Annotated in this window: 18 protein-coding genes and 2 rRNA genes; 5 read left to right on the top strand and 15 right to left on the bottom strand. The window is 71.3% G+C overall.

Translation table 11 applies throughout. The features are described 5' to 3' along the window. Nucleotides 1-128 precede the first annotated feature (128 nt). The gene (gene lysS / locus D7231_RS17655; protein WP_120756450.1) at nt 129-1,877 is read right to left on the bottom strand and encodes a lysine--tRNA ligase; all 1,749 of its coding nucleotides are present in this window, start codon (nt 1,875-1,877) and stop codon (nt 129-131) included. 160 nt (nt 1,878-2,037) lie between these two features. On the opposite strand from lysS, the gene argS reads away from it, so the two are divergent. Further along, nucleotides 2,038-3,798 (top strand): arginine--tRNA ligase, encoded by a 1,761-nt coding sequence (gene argS / locus D7231_RS17650; RefSeq protein ID WP_120756449.1) that lies wholly within the window; start codon nt 2,038-2,040, stop codon nt 3,796-3,798. Nucleotides 3,799-3,820: 22 nt separating this feature from the next. Here the strand turns inward: argS and D7231_RS17645 are convergent, their stop codons facing one another. The 6 genes from D7231_RS17645 to D7231_RS17620 form a co-directional block, all read right to left on the bottom strand. After that, complete coding sequence (locus D7231_RS17645) at nt 3,821-4,285, bottom strand: ATP-binding protein (protein ID WP_120756448.1); 465 nt, start codon at nt 4,283-4,285, stop codon at nt 3,821-3,823. A 114-nt stretch (nt 4,286-4,399) separates the two neighbouring features. After that, entirely contained in the window at nt 4,400-5,395 is a 996-nt protein-coding gene (gene hemB, locus D7231_RS17640; RefSeq protein ID WP_120756447.1) for a porphobilinogen synthase, read from the bottom strand. Continuing rightward, nucleotides 5,392-7,041, bottom strand: coding sequence for a bifunctional uroporphyrinogen-III C-methyltransferase/uroporphyrinogen-III synthase (locus D7231_RS17635; RefSeq protein ID WP_120756446.1), 1,650 nt, complete (start codon nt 7,039-7,041; stop codon nt 5,392-5,394). The genes hemB and D7231_RS17635 overlap by 4 nt, the downstream gene beginning before the upstream one ends. Then, nucleotides 7,038-8,045 (bottom strand): hydroxymethylbilane synthase, encoded by a 1,008-nt coding sequence (gene hemC, locus D7231_RS17630; RefSeq protein WP_120756445.1) that lies wholly within the window; start codon nt 8,043-8,045, stop codon nt 7,038-7,040. Before hemC ends, D7231_RS17635 begins: the two co-directional genes overlap by 4 nt. After that, nucleotides 8,042-9,556: a glutamyl-tRNA reductase gene (locus D7231_RS17625; RefSeq protein ID WP_120756444.1), complete on the bottom strand. Its 1,515-nt coding sequence runs from the start codon at nt 9,554-9,556 to the stop codon at nt 8,042-8,044. The genes hemC and D7231_RS17625 overlap by 4 nt, the downstream gene beginning before the upstream one ends. After that, on the bottom strand, nt 9,553-10,347 hold the full coding sequence (locus D7231_RS17620) for a redox-sensing transcriptional repressor Rex (protein WP_120756443.1): 795 nt from the start codon (nt 10,345-10,347) through the stop codon (nt 9,553-9,555). Before D7231_RS17620 ends, D7231_RS17625 begins: the two co-directional genes overlap by 4 nt. Before the next feature lie 422 nt (nt 10,348-10,769). Here D7231_RS17620 and D7231_RS17615 point away from each other — a divergent pair, with 422 nt between their 5' ends. The 4 genes from D7231_RS17615 to D7231_RS17600 all read left to right on the top strand — a co-directional run bounded on the left by D7231_RS17615 (nt 10,770) and on the right by D7231_RS17600 (nt 14,825). After that, on the top strand, nt 10,770-11,057 hold the full coding sequence (locus D7231_RS17615) for a glutaredoxin family protein (protein WP_120756442.1): 288 nt from the start codon (nt 10,770-10,772) through the stop codon (nt 11,055-11,057). A gap of 119 nt (nt 11,058-11,176) precedes the next feature. Next, nucleotides 11,177-12,124: an HAD family hydrolase gene (locus D7231_RS17610; RefSeq protein WP_120756441.1), complete on the top strand. Its 948-nt coding sequence runs from the start codon at nt 11,177-11,179 to the stop codon at nt 12,122-12,124. 453 nt (nt 12,125-12,577) lie between these two features. Continuing rightward, nucleotides 12,578-13,414, top strand: a complete 837-nt coding sequence (locus D7231_RS17605) for an ECF subfamily RNA polymerase sigma factor, BldN family (protein ID WP_120756440.1) — start codon at nt 12,578-12,580, stop codon at nt 13,412-13,414. A 205-nt stretch (nt 13,415-13,619) separates the two neighbouring features. Beyond that, nucleotides 13,620-14,825, top strand: a complete 1,206-nt coding sequence (locus D7231_RS17600; protein ID WP_120756439.1) for a DUF5667 domain-containing protein — start codon at nt 13,620-13,622, stop codon at nt 14,823-14,825. Nucleotides 14,826-14,891: 66 nt separating this feature from the next. On the opposite strand, the gene D7231_RS17595 is transcribed toward D7231_RS17600, so the two are convergent. From D7231_RS17595 to D7231_RS17560, 8 genes are all read right to left on the bottom strand, one after another. Next, nucleotides 14,892-15,965: a lysophospholipid acyltransferase family protein gene (locus D7231_RS17595; RefSeq protein WP_120756438.1), complete on the bottom strand. Its 1,074-nt coding sequence runs from the start codon at nt 15,963-15,965 to the stop codon at nt 14,892-14,894. A gap of 14 nt (nt 15,966-15,979) precedes the next feature. After that, complete coding sequence (locus D7231_RS17590) at nt 15,980-17,026, bottom strand: NAD-dependent epimerase/dehydratase family protein (protein WP_120756437.1); 1,047 nt, start codon at nt 17,024-17,026, stop codon at nt 15,980-15,982. 287 nt (nt 17,027-17,313) lie between these two features. Next, entirely contained in the window at nt 17,314-17,412 is a 99-nt protein-coding gene (locus D7231_RS17585) for a 30S ribosomal protein bS22 (protein WP_003948845.1), read from the bottom strand. A gap of 110 nt (nt 17,413-17,522) precedes the next feature. Beyond that, complete coding sequence (locus D7231_RS17580) at nt 17,523-17,732, bottom strand: helix-turn-helix domain-containing protein (protein WP_158673778.1); 210 nt, start codon at nt 17,730-17,732, stop codon at nt 17,523-17,525. A 128-nt stretch (nt 17,733-17,860) separates the two neighbouring features. Continuing rightward, complete coding sequence (locus D7231_RS17575; RefSeq protein ID WP_120756801.1) at nt 17,861-18,727, bottom strand: phosphatase; 867 nt, start codon at nt 18,725-18,727, stop codon at nt 17,861-17,863. A 175-nt stretch (nt 18,728-18,902) separates the two neighbouring features. Next, complete coding sequence (locus tag D7231_RS17570; RefSeq protein WP_120756435.1) at nt 18,903-20,075, bottom strand: acetoin utilization protein AcuC; 1,173 nt, start codon at nt 20,073-20,075, stop codon at nt 18,903-18,905. A gap of 85 nt (nt 20,076-20,160) precedes the next feature. After that, nucleotides 20,161-20,277 (bottom strand): 5S ribosomal RNA (gene rrf, locus D7231_RS17565). A 75-nt stretch (nt 20,278-20,352) separates the two neighbouring features. After that, nucleotides 20,353-20,447 (bottom strand): 23S ribosomal RNA (locus D7231_RS17560); the annotation flags it as partial.

The following is a 20,447-nucleotide window of genomic DNA, read 5'->3' as shown; positions in this document are numbered from 1 at the left end:
CGAAGCACCACGGCGGCGAGGGTCCGGCGGCATGCGCGGCAGCGCCAGCAGCAGCAGCGCGTAAACGACGAAGGCGCCGGGCCGCTCGATCATGATCGAGCGGCCCGGCGCCTTTCGTGCGCCGAAGCCTACGCGGCGAGCAGCTTCCGCACCCGGTCCGCCCCCACCGCGAGGAGCAGCGTGGGCAGGCGCGGGCCGGTGTCGCGGCTCACCAGCAGGTGGTAGAGCAGGGCGAAGAAGGACCGCTGGGCGACCTTCAGCTCGGGGGTGGGCTTGGCGTCGGGCGTGAGGCCGGCCTGGACCTTGGGCACGCCGTAGACGAGCGTGGTCAGGCCGTCGAGCGACCAGTGCTCGTCCAGGCCTTCGAGGAGCAGCCGCAGCGACTCGCGGCCCTGCTCGTCGAGCGAGGCGAGCAGCTCGGCGTCGGGCTCGGAGCGGACGATCGTGCGGGACTCGGCCGGGACCTGGGTGTTGATCCAGTGCTCGGCCCGGTCCAGCCGCGGGCGGACCTCGTCGAGGTCGGCGACCGGGTTGGCCGGGTCGAGGTCGCTGAGGATGCGGATCGTCTGCTCGTCGTGGCCGGCGGTGATGTCGACGACGGAGGCGAGCGTGCGGTACGGCAGCGGGCGCGGCGTGCGGGGCAGCTCGCCGGCGGCCGTGCGGGCGGCGCGGCTGTGGGCGGCGGCGTCGGCGGGCAGGGCGGTGCCGTCGGCGACCTTGGCCTCCAGCTTGTCCCACTCGTCGTAGAGCCGCTGGATCTCCTGGTCGAAGGCGATCTTGAAGGACTGGTTGGGCTTGCGGCGGGCGTACAGCCAGCGCAGCAGCGGCGCCTCCATGATCTTCAGGGCGTCGCCCGGGGTGGGCACGCCGCCCTTGGAGGAGGACATCTTGGCCATGCCGCTGATGCCGACGAAGGCGTACATCGGGCCGATCGGCTGCTCGCCGCCGAAGACCTTGCGGACGATCTGGCCGCCGACGACGAAGGAGGAGCCCGGGGAGGAGTGGTCCACGCCCGAGGGCTCGAAGATCACGCCCTCGTAGGCCCAGCGCATCGGCCAGTCGACCTTCCAGACCAGCTTGCCGCGGTTGAACTCGCTGAGCAGGACGGTCTCGGTGTGGCCGCACACGCAGGTGTAGGCGAGCTCGGTGGTCTCGTCGTCGTACGCGGTGACGGTCGTCAGGTCGCGCTCGCAGGCACCGCAGTACGGCTTGTACGGGAAGTAGCCCGCGCCGGAGCCGCTGCCGTCGTCCTCGGCGGCGGCGCCGGAGCCCTCGGCGGCCTCCAGCTCGGCCTCGTCGACGGGCTTCTGCTGCTGCTTCTGGCCCTGCTTCTTGGGCTGGCCGGTCGCCTTGTCCTTCGTCCGGTACTGGTCGAGGATCGCGTCGATGTCGCCGCGGTGCTTCATCGCGTGCAGGATCTGCTCGCGGTAGACGCCCGAGGTGTACTGCTCGGTCTGGCTGATCGGGTCGTACTCGATGCCGAGGTCGGCGAGCGCGGCGACCATGGCGGCCTTGAAGTGCTCCGCCCAGTTCGGGTACGCCGAGCCGGCGGGGGCCGGGACGGAGGTCAGCGGCTTGCCGATGTGCTCGGCCCACGACTCGTCGATGCCCGGGACGCCGTTGGGCACCTTGCGGTAGCGGTCGTAGTCGTCCCAGGAGATCAGGTGCCGGACCTCGTGGCCGCGGCGGCGGATCTCGTCGGCGACGAGGTGCGGCGTCATGACCTCGCGCAGATTGCCGAGGTGGATCGGGCCGGAGGGCGACAGGCCCGAGGCGACGACGATCGGTTTGCCGGGGGCCCGGCGCTCCGCTTCGGCAATGACCTCGTCGGCGAAACGGGAGACCCAATCGGCCTCGGTGCTCTGAGCCTGAGCCACGGCACTTCCTTCCTTACGGTCCTGGCATGACCATTGTCCCAGACGGGAGGGCCGGCTCCGGGGTTGCCCGGCTCCGGGGAAATTACCGCGGGGGCCGTGGTAGGCGCATGGGATAATCGGCGGGACCATCAATGCCGCCTACCGGAATGGCACCCATCCCATGGCTTCGGTTCCCTCCCTCGCTTCCTCGCTCCACCAGCGCATCGCGGACGCCCTCTCGGCAGCCCTGCCGGAGGCCGGTGCCGCCGATCCGCTGCTGCGACGAAGCGACCGGGCCGACTTCCAGGCCAACGGGATGCTGGCACTGGCGAAGAAGCTGGGGGGCAACCCCCGCGAGCTGGCGGGCAAGGTCGTCGAAGGCCTCCCGGCCGGTGATCTGATCCAGCAGGTCGAGGTCTCGGGCCCCGGCTTCCTGAACATCACGATCACGGACGGCGCGATCGCCAGGACCCTCGCCGCGCGCGCCGCGGACGACCGCCTCGGCGTGCCGCTCGTGGAGCGGCCGGGCACGACGGTCATCGACTGGGCGCAGCCGAACGTGGCCAAGGAGATGCACGTCGGCCACCTGCGGAACTCGGTGATCGGCAACGCCGTCGTCAGGATCCTGGAGTTCACCGGCGAGAAGGTGATCAGCCGCCACCACATCGGCGACTGGGGCACCCAGTTCGGCATGCTGATCCAGTATTTGCTGGAGCACCCGCACGAGCTGGACCACAAGGCGGACGGGGAGGTCTCCGGCGAGGAGGCCATGTCGAACCTCAACCGCCTGTACAAGGCGTCGCGCACGCTCTTCGACTCGGACGAGGAGTTCAAGGCGCGGGCCCGGCGCCGGGTGGTGGACCTCCAGGCGGGCGACGAGGAGACCCTCGCGCTCTGGCAGCGCTTCGTCGACGAGTCGAAGATCTACTTCTACTCGGTCTTCGACAAGCTGGACGTCGAGATCCGCGACGAGGACATCGTCGGCGAGTCCGGCTACAACGACATGCTGGCGGAGACGTGCCGGCTGCTGGAGGAGTCCGGCGTCGCGGTGCGCTCGGAGGGCGCGCTGTGCGTGTTCTTCGACGACGTGAAGGGCCCGGACGGCAATCCGGTCCCGCTGATCGTGCAGAAGTCGGACGGCGGCTTCGGCTACGCGGCCACCGACCTGTCGGCGATCCGCGACCGCGTCTTCAACCTGAAGGCCGACACCCTGCTGTACGTGGTGGACGTCCGCCAGTCGCTGCACTTCAAGATGGTCTTCGAGACGGCCCGCCGGGCCGGCTGGCTGACGGAGGGCACCGAGGCCGTGCAGCTGGGCTTCGGCACGGTCCTGGGCAAGGACGGCAAGCCGTTCAAGACGCGTGAGGGCGAGACGGTCCGCCTGGTGGACCTGCTGGACGAGGCCATCGAGCGCGCCTCGGCGATCGTCCGCGAGAAGGCGCAGGACCTCACGGAGGAGGAGATCGCCGAGCGTGGTGCCCAGGTGGGCATCGGCGCGGTGAAGTACGCGGACCTGTCGACGTCGGCGGCCCGTGACTACAAGTTCGACCTGGACCAGATGGTCTCGCTCAACGGCGACACCTCGGTCTACCTCCAGTACGCGTACGCCCGTATCCAGTCGATCCTGCGCAAGGCGGGCGAGGCCGGCCCGGTCGCGCACCCGGAGCTGGCGCTGGCCCCGGCCGAGCGGGCGCTGGGTCTGCACCTGGACCAGTTCGCGGCGACGGTGGCGGAGGCCGCCGGGGAGTACGCGCCGCACAAGCTGGCCGGTTACCTCTACCAGCTGGCCTCGCTCTACACGTCGTTCTATGACCAGTGCCCGGTGCTCAAGGCCGGGGAGCCGGCCCAGGTGGAGAACCGCCTCTTCCTGTGCGACCTGACGGCCCGCACGCTCCGGAAGGGCATGGAGCTGCTGGGCATCCGCACGCCCGAGCGCCTGTAACTGCCGGTGGGCGGGGGCGGGGTCAGGCGGCTTCTCCGCCGGCCCCGCCCCCGCCGCCGTTTCCGCCCAGCTCGAACCAGACGAGCTTGCCGGTGAGCCCCTGGGGCTGCCGGCGCAGCGCGAACCCTCCCCAGCTGTCGGCGCAGCGCATGACGAGCGCGAGCCCGCGCCCCTCTTCGGCGTCCGCGCGGGGCAGGGCGGTGGCCCGCAGGCCGGGCAGGGCGGGGTTGGTGTCCCATACGGTCACGCGCACCGCGCTGCCCTTGCCCTCGCGCCTGACGCGTACGGAGGCGGGCCCGTCGGAGTGCCGGTAGGAGTTGGTGACCAGCTCCGAGGTGAGCAGTTCGGCGGTGTCGGCGACGCGCGCGAAGCCGTGCTCCTCGAAGATCGTGCGGAGCGTGCGGCGGGCGATGCAGGGCGCGAGCGGGTCGCAGGGGACCTGGAGGGTGTATTCCCAGCTCTCGGGGAGCCCTGGGTCGGTGCTCATGGGCGCGTCTCCGCGGAGGGGTCGGTGTGCGCCACAAGTTAGGGCCGGTGCCCGGGGCCTTTCCACTGTTTCAGCGGAATTCCCCCGGGCACCGGCCCCGGCTGTCTGCGGCTGCTACCGGAGCCGGCGCGCGGCCTCGGTCGCCCAGTAGGTGAGGATCATGTTCGCCCCGGCGCGCTTGACGCTGGTCAGGGTCTCCATGATCGCGCGGTCGCGGTCGATCCAGCCGTTGGCGGCGGCGGCCTCGACCATCGCGTACTCGCCGCTGATCTGGTACGCGGCGACCGGCACGTCGACGGCCTCCGCGACCTTGGCGAGGATGTCCAGGTACGGCAGGGCCGGCTTGACCATGACCATGTCCGCGCCCTCGGCGAGGTCGAGGGCGAGCTCGCGCAGCGACTCGCGGGCGTTGGCCGGGTCCTGCTGGTAGGTCTTGCGGTCGCCCTGCAACGAGGAGCCGACGGCCTCGCGGAAGGGGCCGTAGAACGCGGAGGCGTACTTGGCGGTGTAGGCCAGGACGGAGACGTCCTCGTGGCCGGTCTGGTCGAGGGCGTCGCGGATGACGCCGACCTGGCCGTCCATCATGCCGCTGGGGCCCACGACGTGGACGCCCGCGTCGGCCTGGACCTGCGCCATCTCGGCGTAGCGCTCGAGAGTGGCGTCGTTGTCGACGCGGCCGGAGGCGTCGAGGACGCCGCAGTGGCCGTGGTCGGTGAACTCGTCCAGGCACAGGTCGGACATGACGATGAGGTCGTCTCCGACCTCGGCGCGGACGTCGCGGATGGCGACCTGGAGGATGCCGTCCGGGTCGGTGCCGGCGGTGCCGGCGGCGTCCTTCTTGGCGTCCTCGGGCACGCCGAAGAGCATGATCCCCGAGACGCCGGCCTCCAGCGCCTCGACGGCCGCCTTCCGCAGGGTGTCGCGGGTGTGCTGGACGACCCCCGGCATGGCCGAGATCGGCACCGGGGTGCTGATGCCCTCCCGCACGAAGGCGGGGAGGATCAGGTCGGCCGGGTGCAGCCGGGTCTCGGCGACCATGCGGCGCATGGCCGGGGTGGTGCGCAGTCGCCGGGGCCGGGACCCCGGGAACGTGCCGTACGTGGTGCTCAACTCCGTGCCCTTCTACGCGATCCGGGACGTCGCTCGCTCGGGCGGGTCACCGGGTCGCCGGCCTCCAGGGCGGCGTCGCGGCGGGCCGCGCCGAACTCCGCGAGCGCCTCGGCGAGCTTGAGCACCGAGGGCTCGGGCGACAGCACGTCCACCCGCAGGCCGTGCTCCTCCGCGGTCTTCGCGGTGGCCGGGCCGATGCAGGCGATGACGGTGACATTGTGGGGCTTGCCGGCGATGCCGACGAGGTTGCGGACCGTGCTCGAAGAGGTGAAGAGCACGGCGTCGAAGCCGCCGCCCTTGATCGCCTCGCGGGTCTCGGCCGGCGGCGGCGAGGCCCGTACGGTGCGGTACGCGGTGACGTCGTCGACCTCCCAGCCCAGGTCGATCAGGCCGGCGACCAGGGTCTCGGTGGCGATGTCGGCGCGCGGCAGGAAGACGCGGTCGATCGGGTCGAAGACCGGGTCGTAGGGCGGCCAGTCCTCCAGCAGGCCGGCGGCGGACTGCTCGCCGGACGGCACGAGGTCGGGCTTCACGCCGAACTCGATCAGCGACTTGGCGGTCTGCTCGCCGACGGCCGCGACCTTGATGCCGGCGAAGGCGCGCGCGTCGAGCCCGTACTCCTCGAACTTCTCGCGCACCGCCTTGACGGCGTTCACGGACGTGAAGGCGATCCACTCGTAGCGGCCGGTGACCAGGCCCTTGACCGCGCGCTCCATCTGCTGCGGGGTGCGCGGCGGCTCGACGGCGATGGTCGGGACCTCGCTCGGCACGGCGCCGTAGGACCGGAGCTGGTCGGAGAGCGAGGCGGACTGCTCCTTGGTGCGCGGCACGAGGACGTTCCAGCCGAAGAGCGGCTTGGACTCGAACCAGGAGAGCCGGTCGCGCTGCTCGGCAGCGCTGCGCTCGCCGACCACGGCTATGACGGGCTGGGCGCCGTCGGCGGACGGCAGCACCTTGGCCGCCTTGAGCACCTGGGCGACGCTGCCGAGAGTGGCGGTCCAGGTGCGCTGGCGGGTGGTGGTGCCGGCGACCGTGACGGTCATCGGGGTGTCGGGGCCGCGGCCGGCGGAGACCAGTTCGCCGGCGGCGGAGACGACGGAGTCGAGGGTCGTGGAGACGACCGCGGTCACCGCGCTGGCGCCGACCTCGGACCAGCAGGTGGCCGAGGCGGTGCGGGCGTCGATGAAGCGCACGTCGGCGCCCTTGCCGTCGCGCAGCGGCACCCCGGCGTAGGCGGGCACGCCCACGGCCGTGGCGACGCCCGGGACCACCTCGAAGGTGATGCCCTCGGCGGCGCAGGCGAGCATCTCGCCGCCGGCGTCGCCGTCGAGGCCCGGGTCGCCGAGGACGGCACGGACGACCCGCTTGCCGCTGCGCGCGGCCGTCATGACAAGATTGGCGGTATCCCTAAGGACAGGGATGTCCGCGGTTTTTGATGCCTCGTCAGTAACCGTCTGGGCAGGCATGTCCACATGAGCGCGCGCATGCGTGCGCACCACGTCGAGCACCTGCGGATCGGCGATCAGGACGTCCGCTGCCGCCAGCGCTTCCACGGCGCGGAGCGTCAGCAGTCCCGGGTCTCCGGGGCCGGCACCCAGGAAGGTGACGTGCCCGTGCACGGGGTGGTTCGGGACGGTGGGGTTCAAAGTGCTCGCTCCCCCATAAGACCGGCCGCACCCTTGTCGAGCATCGCAGCGGCGAGCTCGCGGCCCATGGCCACGGCTTCTTCGCGGGACGACGGCACGGGGCCGGTGGTGGACAGCTGCACCAGCGTCTTGCCGTCGGTCGTGCCGACGACGCCCCGCAGGCGCATTTCGGTGACAATCTGCTCGTCGGCATTGGGGTATCCCCTGCTCGAGCGAAGCCGAGAGCTTGGGGAAAGGTCGGCCAACGCACCCACGGGTGCGGAGCAGCCGGCCTCCAGGGCGGCGAGCAGGGAACGCTCGGCGGTCACGGCGGCCCGGGTGTACGGGTCGTCGAGCTCGGCGAGCGTCGCGGCGAGGGGTGCGTTGGTCATGGCGCACTCGATCGCCAGGGCCCCCTGGCCGGGGGCGGGCAAAACTGCGTCGGTCTCCAGGAACTGCGTGACCTCGGCGCTGCGGCCGATGCGCGCCAGCCCCGCGGCGGCGAGCACCACGGCATCGAGCTCGCCGTCGGTGACGAAGCCGATCCGGGTGTCGATGTTGCCGCGGATGGGCACGGTCTCGATCTCCAGGCCGAGGTCGCGGGCCCAGGCGTTGAGCTGGGCCATGCGGCGCGGGGAGCCGGTGCCGATGCGGGCACCCTTCGGTAGCTCCTGGAACGTCAGGCCGTCGCGGGCGATCAGCACGTCGCGCGGGTCCTCGCGCGGCGGGACCGCCGCGAGGGCCAGGTCGTCGGGCTGCGTGGTCGGCAGGTCCTTGAGGGAGTGCACGGCGAAGTCGATCCCGCCCGCGAGCAGCGCGTCGCGCAGCGCGGAGACGAAGACGCCGGTGCCGCCGATCTGGGCGAGCGACTCGCGCGAGACGTCGCCGTAGGTGGTGATCTCCACCAGTTCCACCGGGCGGCCGGTCAGCTGCCGCACGGCCTCCGCCACCTGCCCGGACTGGGCCATGGCGAGCTTGCTGCGGCGTGTGCCGAGGCGCAGCGGCCGCGAAGAGGTGTCGTTCATGCCGGCTCCCGTGCCGTGTTGTGCGTACCGGCCTGCGAGTCGGCCCGGCTGACGGCGGCGACCGCCTGCGGGTCGAGGTCGAAGAGCTCTCGCAGCGCGTCGGCATAACCGGCGCCGCCGGGGGTGGAGGCCAGCTCCTTGACGCGCACGGTCGGCGCGTGGAGGAGCTTGTCGACGACGCGGCGCACGGTCTGGGTGATCTCCGCGCGCTGCTTGTCGTCCAGGTCGGGCAGGCGGCCGTCGAGGCGGGCGATCTCGCTCGCGACGACGTCCGCGGCCATGGTGCGCAGGGCGACCACGGTGGGGGTGATGTGGGCGGCGCGCTGGGCGGCGCCGAAGGCGGCGACCTCGTCGGAGACGATGGTGCGCACCTGGTCGACGTCGGCGGCCATGGGCGCGTCGGCGGAGGCCTCGGCGAGCGACTCGATGTCGACGAGCCGGGCGCCGTCCAGGCGGTGCACGGCGGCGTCGATGTCGCGCGGCATGGCGAGGTCGAGGAGGGCGAGGCGGATGCCGGCCCGGGCGCCGACGGCGCACGTGGCGTCGAGAGCGCAGACGTGGTCCGTACCGCCGTGGTCCGTACGGTCCGCCGCCCCGGAGGCGGCAGCCGCGTCCGTACGGCCGGAACCGGCGGCAGCGCCGGAGGCGCCGGCCGCGTCCGTACGGGACGCCAGCGCAGCGCGTATGGCCTCGGCCGTCAGGACGACGCCCATGGCGCCGGTGCAGCTGACCACGACGTCCGCGAGCGCGAGCTCCTGCGGCACCGCGGCCATCTCCACCGCCGAGGCCGTGAAGCCGGCGGCGGACCGGCCGCCCGGTTCCTGGAGGATCTCCGCCAGGCGCTCCGCGCGGGCCAGCGTGCGGTTGGCGACGGCCACGTGGGCCACGCCCGCCCGCGCGAGCGTCGCCGCCGCGAGGGAGGACATCGAGCCCGCGCCGATGACCAGGGCCCGCTTGCCGCCGGCCCAGTCGCCGAGCGGCGCGCCGTCGGCGAGGCGCTCCAGCCCGAAGGTGACCAGGGACTGGCCCGCCCGGTCGATGCCGGTCTCGCTGTGGGCGCGCTTGCCGACCCGCAGGGCCTGCTGGAACAGGTCGTTCAGCAGCCGGCCGGCGGTGTGCAGCTCCTGGCCGAGGGCGAGGGCGTCCTTGATCTGGCCGAGGATCTGGCCCTCGCCGACGACCATCGAGTCCAGCCCGCACGCCACCGAGAAGAGGTGGTGGACGGCCCGGTCCTCGTAGTGCACGTAGAGGTACGGAGTGAGCTCGTCCAGTCCGACGCCCGTGTGCTGGGCGAGGAGCGTGGACAGCTCGGCCACACCGGCGTGGAACTTGTCCACGTCGGCGTAGAGCTCGATGCGGTTGCACGTGGCGAGCACGGCCGCTTCGGTGGCGGGCTCGGCCGCGAGGGTGTCCTGGAGCAGCTTCGCCTGCGCCTCGCGCGCGAGGGCGGCGCGCTCCAGCACGCTCACCGGCGCGCTGCGGTGGCTCAGTCCGACGACGAGGAGGCTCATGCCGGCATCACGGCGGGGACGTCCCCGTCCGGTCCCTTTCCTGCCGCCCGCCCGGCCGCGGGCGTGCGCGCGGCCGCGGAGGAGCGGGGCTGCACGGCGGCGGCGGGCTCCTGCGCGGAGGTGGTCTCCTCGCCGGCCTTGCGCTGCTCGTGGAAGGCGAGGATCTGGAGCTCGATCGACAGGTCGACCTTGCGGACGTCCACGCCCTCGGGCACGGAGAGCACGGTCGGCGCGAAGTTGAGGATCGAGGTGACACCGGCGGCCACGAGCCGGTCGCAGACCTGCTGGGCCGCGCCGGCCGGGGTGGCGATGACGCCGATGGAGACGCCGTTGTCGGTGATGATCGATTCGAGCTCGTCGGTGTGGCGCACGGGCAGCCCGGCGACCGGCTTGCCGGCCATCGCGGGGTCCGCGTCGATCAGGGCCGCGACGCGGAAGCCGCGGGAGGCGAAGCCGCCGTAGTTGGCGAGGGCCGCGCCGAGGTTGCCGATGCCGACGATGACGACCGGCCAGTCCTGGGTCAGGCCGAGCTCGCGGGAGATCTGGTAGACGAGGTACTCGACGTCGTAGCCGACGCCGCGGGTGCCGTACGAGCCGAGGTAGCTGAAGTCCTTGCGGAGCTTGGCGGAATTGACGCCCGCCGCGGTCGCGAGCTCCTCGGAGGAGACCGTGGGCACCGAGCGCTCGGAGAGCGCCGTCAGCGCGCGCAGGTACAGCGGAAGCCGGGCGACGGTGGCCTCGGGAATCCCTCGGCTTCGGGTCGCCGGTCGGTGAGTTCGGCCAGTTGCCACGGTGCTCCTGCGGGTAGAGCGGGGCTGCGGGCGGCGCCTCGTCCCAGGACCGCCCCGTCGAACGCAGGCTATGCCTTTGTGAACGCGTGCACAAAGATGGTGTCCGTTTTGCCCGGTCAAAGTGACCGGTGTCACGCGGCCTTTCGGCCCTGGGCGGGAACCATTCGGCCCCTTCCGGGGACGACCGGCCACGCTGCCACAGCAGCCACACCTGTCACACGCAACACAGGGGAGCGCCGACGGGGACACGGGCGCTCACTCCTCACCGACATACCCCCGGACACCAACAAATCGCCACATGATGGTAGTCGACTCAGGCACCCATCCAGCACGTTTGAGCGAGCGGAAGCACCTTCATTGCATACGGGATCACCTCCGGGCGCGCGCCGGGAGCACGGAGAGGCGCACGAGGTGCGGGCACAATGGCGGACATGACGTCCCTGCTGCGCCGCCGCCCCCGCAAGAACCCCGCCGACAGCACGGTCACCCTGATCGGCAAGCCCGGCTGCCACCTGTGCGACGCCGCCGAGGCCGTCATCGCCGGCGTCTGCGGCGAACTGGGTGCCCGCTGGGAGAAGAAGGACATCACCCAGGACGAGGAACTCCACCGCAAGTACTGGGAGCAGATCCCCGTCGTCCTCGTCGACGGCGCCCAGCACGACTTCTGGCGCGTGGACCCCGACCGGCTGCGCAAGGCCCTGACGGGCTGACCCTCCCCCGGCCTTCGCGCACGCCGCCGCGCAGGGGGTAACCGGAGCGTCAAGGGAAGTTCACGCCCCGGAATCATCCCGGCTCCGGTTACCCCGAACAAACTGGCTATGCTCGGGCCATGGCCGCACTGGGATGGATCACTCCGCGCAGGCGCTCCGCCACCGCACGCAGCGTGCTGGCAGGCGAGGCCGCGGCGGAGGCAGCCCGCAAGACCGCTCAGGAGAGCGCCGCAGAGAGCGCCCTCGAAGGCGCGCAGGAGCCGTCCGGGCCGGCCGAGCCGGACTTCCCCGTCGCCGGCGACGTGCAGGCCGCCGCCTTCTTCGACCTCGACAACACCGTCATGCAGGGCGCCTCCCTCTTCCACTTCGGGCGCGGCCTGTACAAGCGGCGCTTCTTCCAGAAGCGCGAGCTCGCCCGCTTCGCCTGGCAGCAGGTGTGGTTCCGGCTGGCCGGCGAGGACGCCGAGCACATGCAGGACGCCCGCGACAGCGCCCTGTCCATCGTCAAGGGCCACCGCGTCTCCGAGCTGATGACCATCGGCGAGGAGATCTACGACGAGTACATGGCCGAGCGGATCTGGCCCGGCACCCGCGCCCTCGCCCAGGCCCACCTCGACGCGGGCCAGAAGGTCTGGCTCGTCACCGCCGCGCCCGTCGAGGCCGCGACGATCATCGCCCGGCGCCTCGGCCTGACCGGCGCGCTCGGCACCGTCGCCGAGTCGATCGGCGGCGTCTACACCGGCAAGCTGGTCGGCGAGCCGCTGCACGGCCCGGCGAAGGCCGAGGCCGTCCGCGCCCTGGCCGCGGCCGAGGGCCTGGAGCTGGACCGCTGCGCGGCGTACAGCGACTCCGCCAACGACATCCCGATGCTGTCCCTCGTGGGTCACCCTTACGCCGTCAACCCGGACGGCCGGCTGAGCAAGCACGCCCGCGAGCACGGCTGGCGGCTGCGCGACTACCGTACGGGCCGCAAGGCGGCCAAGGTCGGCATCCCGGCGGCGGCCGGCCTCGGCGCACTGGCGGGCGGCGCGGCCGCGGCGGTCGCCCTGCACCGGCGCAGGCGCTGACCCGCCCCTCCCCAGGCCTCCCCGCCCCGGCTGCCGCTCACTAGCGGCTCCGGGGCGGCGCTGTCACGGCGGCACGCCGTCCACTTCGCGCCACCACCCGTGCGGTCGCCACGGGGGTTCGGCAACAGCGCGTAGCCGACCGTCACTCTCAGGCAATCCTGTCTTCATACCCTCACATCCTTCTCCCCAGTCCTTCCGCGTCCGGATTGCCACAACACGCCGCCCATTCGGCCACACCATGACCAAATCTGTTCAACCTCCTTTCATAGTTCGATATTTGATCGATCTCGAACCGGTAAGAGATCGAACGGAAACGATGATTTGAGCAACTCGGTGTAGTGCTGCCTGTACGAAGCGTTATTCTCCTCAGACGCAAACCGGTACCCCCTTGTCCCTACGACGAGTGAACGGTTCCGTACTGCACGTGATGGAAGCTCTGCCTCTGGGAGTCCCGTGTACCCACACGTCGGGGTTGACGCCTCGGGCCTGGCTACGCTTCGCGCTACGGTCCTCGACCGCCTGCGCGACTTCGTCCCCACCGCGTACGCCGTCCCCGCCCTCGCCACGCTCGCCCCTGCCGCAGGAGGCGGCCGCGCCGGTCACGCCGGCCCCTGCTACGCCCTCGCCGAAAGCAGCGCGGCGGTGGGCAGACGAGCCGCCCGCCGCGGCGGTGCGGCCACCGCGCCGTCCGCCGCGTCGTCCGGCTCCGCCACGTCAACGCGCCGCCCCAGCGCGGACAGCGACAGCGCCCGCATGCTCGACCTGGTCGAGCGCGCCCAGGCCGGGGAGGCCGAAGCCTTCGGCCGCCTCTACGACCAGTACGCCGATACGGTCTACCGCTACATCTACTACCGGGTCGGCGGCCGGGCCACCGCGGAGGACCTCACCAGCGAGACGTTCCTGCGCGCCCTGCGCCGCATCGGCACCTTCACCTGGCAGGGGCGCGACTTCGGCGCCTGGCTCGTGACGATCGCCCGCAATCTGGTCGCCGACCACTTCAAGTCGTCAAGGTTCCGGCTCGAAGTGACCACCGGCGAGATGCTCGACGCCAATGAGGTCGAGCGCAGCCCGGAGGACTCCGTCCTCGAGTCCCTGTCCAACGCCGCGCTGCTGGAGGCGGTGCGCAAGCTCAATCCCCAGCAGCAGGAGTGCGTCACCCTGCGCTTCCTCCAGGGGCTCTCCGTCGCCGAGACCGCCCGCGTCATGGGCAAGAACGAGGGCGCCATCAAGACCCTCCAGTACCGGGCGGTCCGCACCCTGGCCCGCCTCCTGCCCGACGACGCGCGTTAACCATTTGCAAGCGTTCACTCACCAGCGGTCACATCGTCCAGGACGCGTAACCCGCCCGACGCGCCAGTCGTTGTGCGGGATGCAGACTCCCTGCGGTCACGCCATGCCCGCAGCCACTCACTCGATCGAGTGGATGCTCATCACGGCGTGCAACCCTCCAGGTGTTCAGAGGAGTCGACCGTCATGACGAGAGGAGGTGCCGCCTGTGATCGCGAACGTATCGGCGCACCGGCGGGCGAACGCCTTCGCCCAGTCCCTGGAGCATCAGGAAGTCCAGGGCACGGCGGCCACAGAGCCCGATCCGCCGGCCGAAGGCGCCGAGCAGGGCAGGCTGCTGGCCCTGACGGGCCGGCTCGGAGAACTGCCCCGGCCCGGTCTCGACCCCGAGACCAGGGTCGTGCAGCGGGCGCAGCTCATCGCTGCCATGGAGAGCCAGTTCGCCGGGGGTGACAGCGCAGCGATCCCCGAGCAGAAGACCCGCCGCTCGGGCCGCGGCGCCCACCGCGCCCTGGGCCGGCTCCGGCCGCGCTCCCGCTGGTCGAAGGGGCTCGCGGCGGGCGGCCTGACCGTGGGCGTGGCGGCGGGCGCGTTCGGCGGCGTGGCGGCCGCCAGCTCCAATGCCCTGCCCGGCGATTCGCTCTACCCGCTCAAGCGCGGCATGGAGGATCTCCGGCTCGGCATGGCGGGCGACGACTCCGACCGCGGCAGCCTGCTGCTCGACCGGGCCTCGACCCGCCTCCAGGAGGCCCGGCGCCTGATGGAGCGCGGCAAGCTGGGCGGCCACCTGGACCACGAGGTCCTCGGCGAGATCCGCAGGACCCTCTCGGGCATGCGCCAGGACGCCTCCGAGGGCCACCGCCTGCTCCACACCGCCTACAAGCACGACCGCTCGATCGGGCCCATCCAGCGGCTCTCCAGCTTCGCGGCCTCGCACCGCGAGAGCTGGAGCCAGCTCCGCGAGAAGCTCCCGGTCCAACTGGCCGATGTGGGCGCCGAGGTGAGCTCGGTCCTCTCGGCCATAGACGATGAGGTCGGCTCGCTGCGGTCCCTGCTGCCCCCCGCGCACCACGGCAAGCACGGCGCCCCGGCCCAGCCCGAGACGGACCGGGCCGGCACCTCCGGGCACACCACCCGCCACACCCCGCAGCCGTCCGCCTCGGCCGGCGGCGGCAAGCACGCGGCGGGCAGCAAGCAGCAGCAGCCGTCCCCGGGCACCCATGAGGAGCACGAGGGCCTCCTCGGCGGGACGGGGCTGCTCAAGCCCCCGTCGCCCCCCGGCAGCGCCAGCCCGGGCGGCACGCCCCGCAGCAAGGACAGCAAGCCGGCCAAGCAGCCGAGCATCGACATCCCGCCGGTGCTGCCGCAGATCATCCCCGGCCTGGGGATCCAGGGCGGCGAGGACCCCAAGTAGGCGAGGAGGCTGGTTGTTCTTCCGATCCGTTCGGACCGGAAGAACAACCAGCCTTCGGGTCCGTCCTCAGAAAAAGACCGACCGCCGCTGTACGAGCAGCTTGTAGAGCGTGTGCTGAATCGTTTCTCGTACCTGGTCGGTGAGGTTGAACATCAGCATCGGGTCGTCCGCCGCCTCCGCCGGATACCCGTCCGTCGCGATCGGCTCCCCGAACTGGATCGTCCACTTCGTCGGCAGCGGCACCAGCCCCAGCGGCCCCAGCCACGGCCACGAGGGCGTCAGCGGGAAATACGGGATCCCCAGCAGCCGGGCCATCGTCCGCGAGTTGCCGAGCATCGGAAAGATCTCCTCGGCGCCCACGATCGAGCACGGCACGATCGGCGCCCCGGCACGCAGTGCCGTCGACACGAAGCCGCCCCGGCCGAACCGCTGGAGCTTGTACCGCTCCGAGAACGGCTTCCCGATCCCCTTGAACCCCTCCGGCATCACGCCGACCACCTCGCCTCGCTCCAGCAGTTGCTGGGCGTCCTCCGCGCAGGCGAGCGTGTGCCCGAGCTTCCGGGAGACCTCGTTGACGCCCGGCAGCATGAAGACCAGGTCCGCGGCGAGCATCCGGATGTGCCGGTCCGCCGGGTGGTGGTCGTGCACCGCGACCTGGAGCATCAGCCCGTCCACCGGCAGCGTGCCGGAGTGGTTGGCGACGACCAGGGCCGCGCCCTTGTCCGGGATGTTCTCGATGCCCTTCACCTCGACCCGGAAGTACTTCTCGTAGAAGGGCCGCAGCGCGGACATCAGGACCTGGTCCGTGAGCTCCTCGTCATAGCCGAACTCGTCGACCTCGTACTCGCCGGTGATCCGCCGCCGCAGGAAGCTCAGCCCGTGCGCCAGCTTCCGGTCCCAGCCACCGGGCTGCGCGGCCTCCGCGGCCTGCCCGCGGGCGCCCTCGGCGGCGGCCGCGTGCTCCTCGGAGGCGGCCTGGGCGGCCCGGGCGTCCTCGGCCCGGTCCAGGTACCGCTGCGGCGGCACGGGCGCGAGGGAGGACGACATCCGGCTCGTACGGGCCCGCCCCGGCCGCTTGCCCTTGCCGCGCTTGGAGCGCGGCTCCTCGCCGCCGAACGGGATGACCTTCGCGTCCGCCATGGTGGGTGCGCTCCTCACTTCTGGCCGCGGCCGGCAGGCAGTGCCGCGGCGATCCGGTCGACGGTACGGGCAAGGGTCTCGGGCGGCAGCAGCCCGGGGCCCCGGCTGCGCGCGTAGTCCTCGAAGGCCCCCGCCGTCGTGTAGCGCGGGTCGAAGCCGAGGGTCTCGCGCATCTGGGTGGTCCGGACGACCCGCCCGTGGGTGAGCAGCCGGATCTGCTCGGGCGAGAAGTCCGTCACGCCGACCGAACGCAGTGCGGAGCCGACCCAGGTGACGGTCGGCAGGAAGAAGGGGAGGGTGGGGCGCCCGAGGCGGCGCGCCGCCTGGGAGAGCAGCAGCACCCCGTCGCCCGCGACGTTGAAGGTGCCGCTGTTGAGCGTGCCCCTGCGCGGCTCCCCCGAGGCGATCCGCAGCACCTCGATCACGTCGTCCTCATGGGCGAACTGCAACCGCGGGTCGAAGCCGAGGACCGTGGGCAGCACGGGCAGCGCGAAGTACTCCGCGAGCGGCGAGTCGGCGCACGGCCCGAGGATGTTGGCGAAGCGCAGCACGCACACCGCCACGTCGGGCCGGCGGCGGGCGAAGCCGCGCACGTACCCCTCGACCTCCACCACGTCCTTGGCGAAGCCGCCGCTGGGCAGCGACTTGGGCGGGGTGGTCTCGGTGAAGATCGCCGGATCGCGTGGCGCGGACCCGTAGACATTGGTGCTGGACTTGACCACCAGCCGCCGCACCGACGGCGTCTTCTGGCACGCGCCGAGCAGCTGCATCGTGCCGATGACGTTGGTCTCCTTGACCGTGGCCCGGCTGCCGCGCTTGCCCAGCGGGGTGCCGTTCACATCCATGTGGACCACCGTGTCCACACCGTGTTCGGCCAGAACCCGCGCGATCCTGGGATGGCGAATGTCCGCCCGTATGAAATCGGCCCCGCCGAGATGGTGTCCGGGTGGCACCGCGTCCACCCCGATCACCCGGTCCACATCGGGCTCACGCTGAACGCGGCGGACGAACCGGCCGCCCAGCTGCCGTGCGACTCCGGTGACGAGCACGACCTTGCCCAAGATCAGCGCCTTCCTCTGCCCACGATCCGCCCACGACGGAGCCCATGACCCAGCCCATGATCAAGCTCATGCTCAAGCCCGTGCCTGAGCCCGTGCTCAAGCCCATGAGTGGTGCTGCCGCGGCCACCGTAGCGGGTCGTTGTTGCGCTGTGATGACCAGCCGCTGCGTGGAGCTACATTTCAAGCCGTAGCCGAAGCTTTACTCACCGCAACACGGCCACAATGCACCGCAGCCCTCCCACCATGATCGGTGGAAGGGCTGCGGGACGAGCACAGCGGCGTACCGCTTACTTCTTGTTGCGACGCTGAACGCGCGTGCGCTTGAGCAGCTTGCGGTGCTTCTTCTTGGCCATCCGCTTACGCCGCTTCTTGATAACAGAGCCCACGACTACCCTCGCTTACATCGATTCACTCGGTGCGGGGCGTCCGAGCCCACACGACCTACATCGGGCCAGCCTACCCGGCACCGGGCGATCAGCGTAATCCAGGGCCCCCGTCAGGCTGTTTCCACCCCCACGTAGGACTCTCGGAGGTACTCGTGCACCGCTTGCTCCGGGACCCGGAACGACCTGCCCACCCTGATCGCCGGCAGATGACCGCTGTGCACCAGGCGGTACACGGTCATCTTGGACACTCGCATCACCGAGGCGACTTCCGCCACGGTCAGGAACACGACCTCGTTGAGAGGCCTCTGGTCAGCAGCCATGACACACCTGAACCTTCCGCACATGACGCGCACCGGCTTCCCCTCCGGTGACTCCTCGTCGCTGCGCGCTCACTCCCCAGGTTAGGGGCGGGTGATGCGAGTGGGGAAGAGGAGCAGCCATCGGCCGCCTACTGTGACAGACACGCTCGATTGAGTACATAGCGAGTAAGCGGTCGGTAGTAATCAGACCGCACAGTGTCATCAAGCGGAACGACGACGGACACCCGCCCCTCCGCCTGTCCGACGAACGGCGCGGGGTCGTCCGCATCGGCCGGGCCGATGGCCTCAATACCCAGCTGACCTGCCCCGCAGAGCCATCCGTGGTCCCCGATGACCATCGCCGGCAGCGGTCCGTCACCGTCGATCGACGCCCCCACGGCCAGCCGAAGCGGGAGCGGAGAATGCGTATGTACGCCCGGCTCACTTGCGCACCCTCGCGCGCCGGGTTCACGCACCAGCGCGACGCCTCGAACGTAGTCCAGGTTGTAGGTGCGTACCCCGAACCGGGTCGTTATGTCGACACTTCGACCCTGCGCCGGGCTGAGGACAGGACATCCCGCCGACGAGAGGGCGGCGGCCAAGGAGGCGTAGAAGTCCAGGAGCCGGTGCGGATGACCGGTCCCGATGAGCACCGGAGCCCCGGCTTCGGCCACCGCCGCCAGCCGGTCGGCGAAGGCACCCAGTGCCACGATCGTACGGTCGGGGTCGATGACATCCTGCCCCGACGTGTGACGGGGATCGGCCGAAACCCCACACGTACGGGACATCAGGCGCAACAAGTCCCCCAGCCGCCAGGGGCGTTCCGGCTCCAGCCCGAGCAACGCCCGCGGATCCCCGGCCACGAACATCCGATACCGGCTCAGACTCCGTTCCCTGGTGGTGGATACGACGCCGGCGAGACCGGAGCGGAGGAGGTGGGAGCGGAGGGAAGGGAGAGAGGGGAGGGGCGGGAGGGAGGGCCGGGAAGGGTGAGTGGTGGAGCACGGAGTGGACAGCCGGGTCGACAGCACGCTTCCGATGCTGACGGAAGCCGGGGTGGGGCGGGGCGAGTTCGCGCGGGGATCCCACGGTCGGCCTAATGGCGCCCTGAGGGCTGGGGAATGGAGGCTGGGGAATGGCTAGAGAGGGGCTGCGGGGGTCGCGTTCGCGTTCTCCTCGCTCGCGTTCGCGTTACGGCAGGAGGCCGTGGGCCGGGAAGACCGCCCGCCGGGTGGCGAGGATCGCCTGGTCCAGGCGGTCCGCCGGGTCGTAACCGGAGTCCACGAAGTCCTTCCACTCGGGCCGGCTCCCGTCCGTCATCCGGTGCGGCCCCGACTGCCGGGTGCGCCGGTACACGTCGGCCCGCCACTCCTCCGGCACCGCCGTCTCAGGGGCCACGGGCGTCCCCGCGGCGATCGCCACCAGGTGGGCCCAGGACCGCGGCACGACGTCCACGACGGCGTACCCGCCGCCGCCCAGGGCGACCCAGCGCCCGTCCGCGTGCTCGTGCGCAAGGGAGTGGCAGGCGCCGGCGATCAGGCGCTGGGCGTCGAGCGAGACGGCGAGGTGGGCCAGCGGGTCCTCGAAGTGGGTGTCCGCGCCGTGCTGGGTCACGAGCACCTGCGGCCGGAAGGCCGCCACCAGCTCGGGCACTACGGCGTGGAACGCCCGCAGCCAGCCCGCATCACCCGTGCCCGCCGGCAGGGCCACGTTGACGGCGCCGCCCTCCGCGGACGGTGCCCCGGTCTCCTCGGGCCAGCCGGTCTGCGGGAAGAGGGTGCTGGGGTGTTCGTGCAGGGAGATCGTGAGGACGCGCGGGTCCTCCCAGAACGCCGCCTGGACGCCGTCGCCGTGGTGCACGTCCACGTCGACGTACACGACCCGCTCGGCGCCGAGCTCCAGGAGCCGGGCGACGGCGAGGGCGGCGTCGTTGTAGACGCAGAACCCGGAGGCCGCGCCGGGCATGGCGTGGTGCAGCCCGCCGGCGAAGTTCACGGCGTGCTGGACCTCACCTCTCCATACGGCTTCGGCGGCCGCCACCGACTGTCCGGCGATGAGGGCCGACGCGTCGTGCATTCCGGGAAAGGCGGGGACGTCGGCCGTCCCGATCCCGTACGAGCCGTCGGCGGAGGCAGGGTCGGCCGAGGCGGCACGAACGGCGGTGATGTAGTCCTCGCGGTGCACCAGCCGCAGAGTGGATTCGCCGGCGGCCGGGGCAGCAGTGACGCGAAGCGCCCGGTCCAGCCCGAGTGCCTCGACAAGCCGCATGGTGAGGGCGAGCCGCACCGGATCCATGGGGTGTCCGGGCCCGAAGTCGTAGCCCGTTACTGCCTCGTCCCACATCAACTGCGCACGGCCGCTCATGGGCGTCACGGTACTAGGTGGCGGAAAACGCGAAAAAGCCCTGGCAGGAACTCTAAGGTTCCCACCAGGGCTTTCTCTAAAAATTGTTCGGCGGCGTCCTACTCTCCCACACGGTCCCCCATGCAGTACCATCGGCGCTGAAAGGCTTAGCTTCCGGGTTCGGAATGTAACCGGGCGTTTCCCTAACGCTATGACCACCGAAACACTATGAAGTTAACCAACCCGGCTGTTTTCACAGGTCGTTACTTCAGAACTAACACAGTGGACGCGAGCAACTGAGGACAAGCCCTCGGCCTATTAGTACCAGTCAGCTCCAACCGTTACCGGTCTTCCACACCTGGCCTATCAACCCAGTCGTCTACTGGGAGCCTT

Source organism: Streptomyces klenkii (genome assembly GCF_003626645.1).
GTDB classification, from domain to species: Bacteria; Actinomycetota; Actinomycetes; order Streptomycetales; family Streptomycetaceae; genus Streptomyces; species Streptomyces klenkii.
The sequence above is the reverse complement of the archived record's forward strand: the minus strand, read 5'-3'. Positions and strand labels throughout refer to the sequence as shown.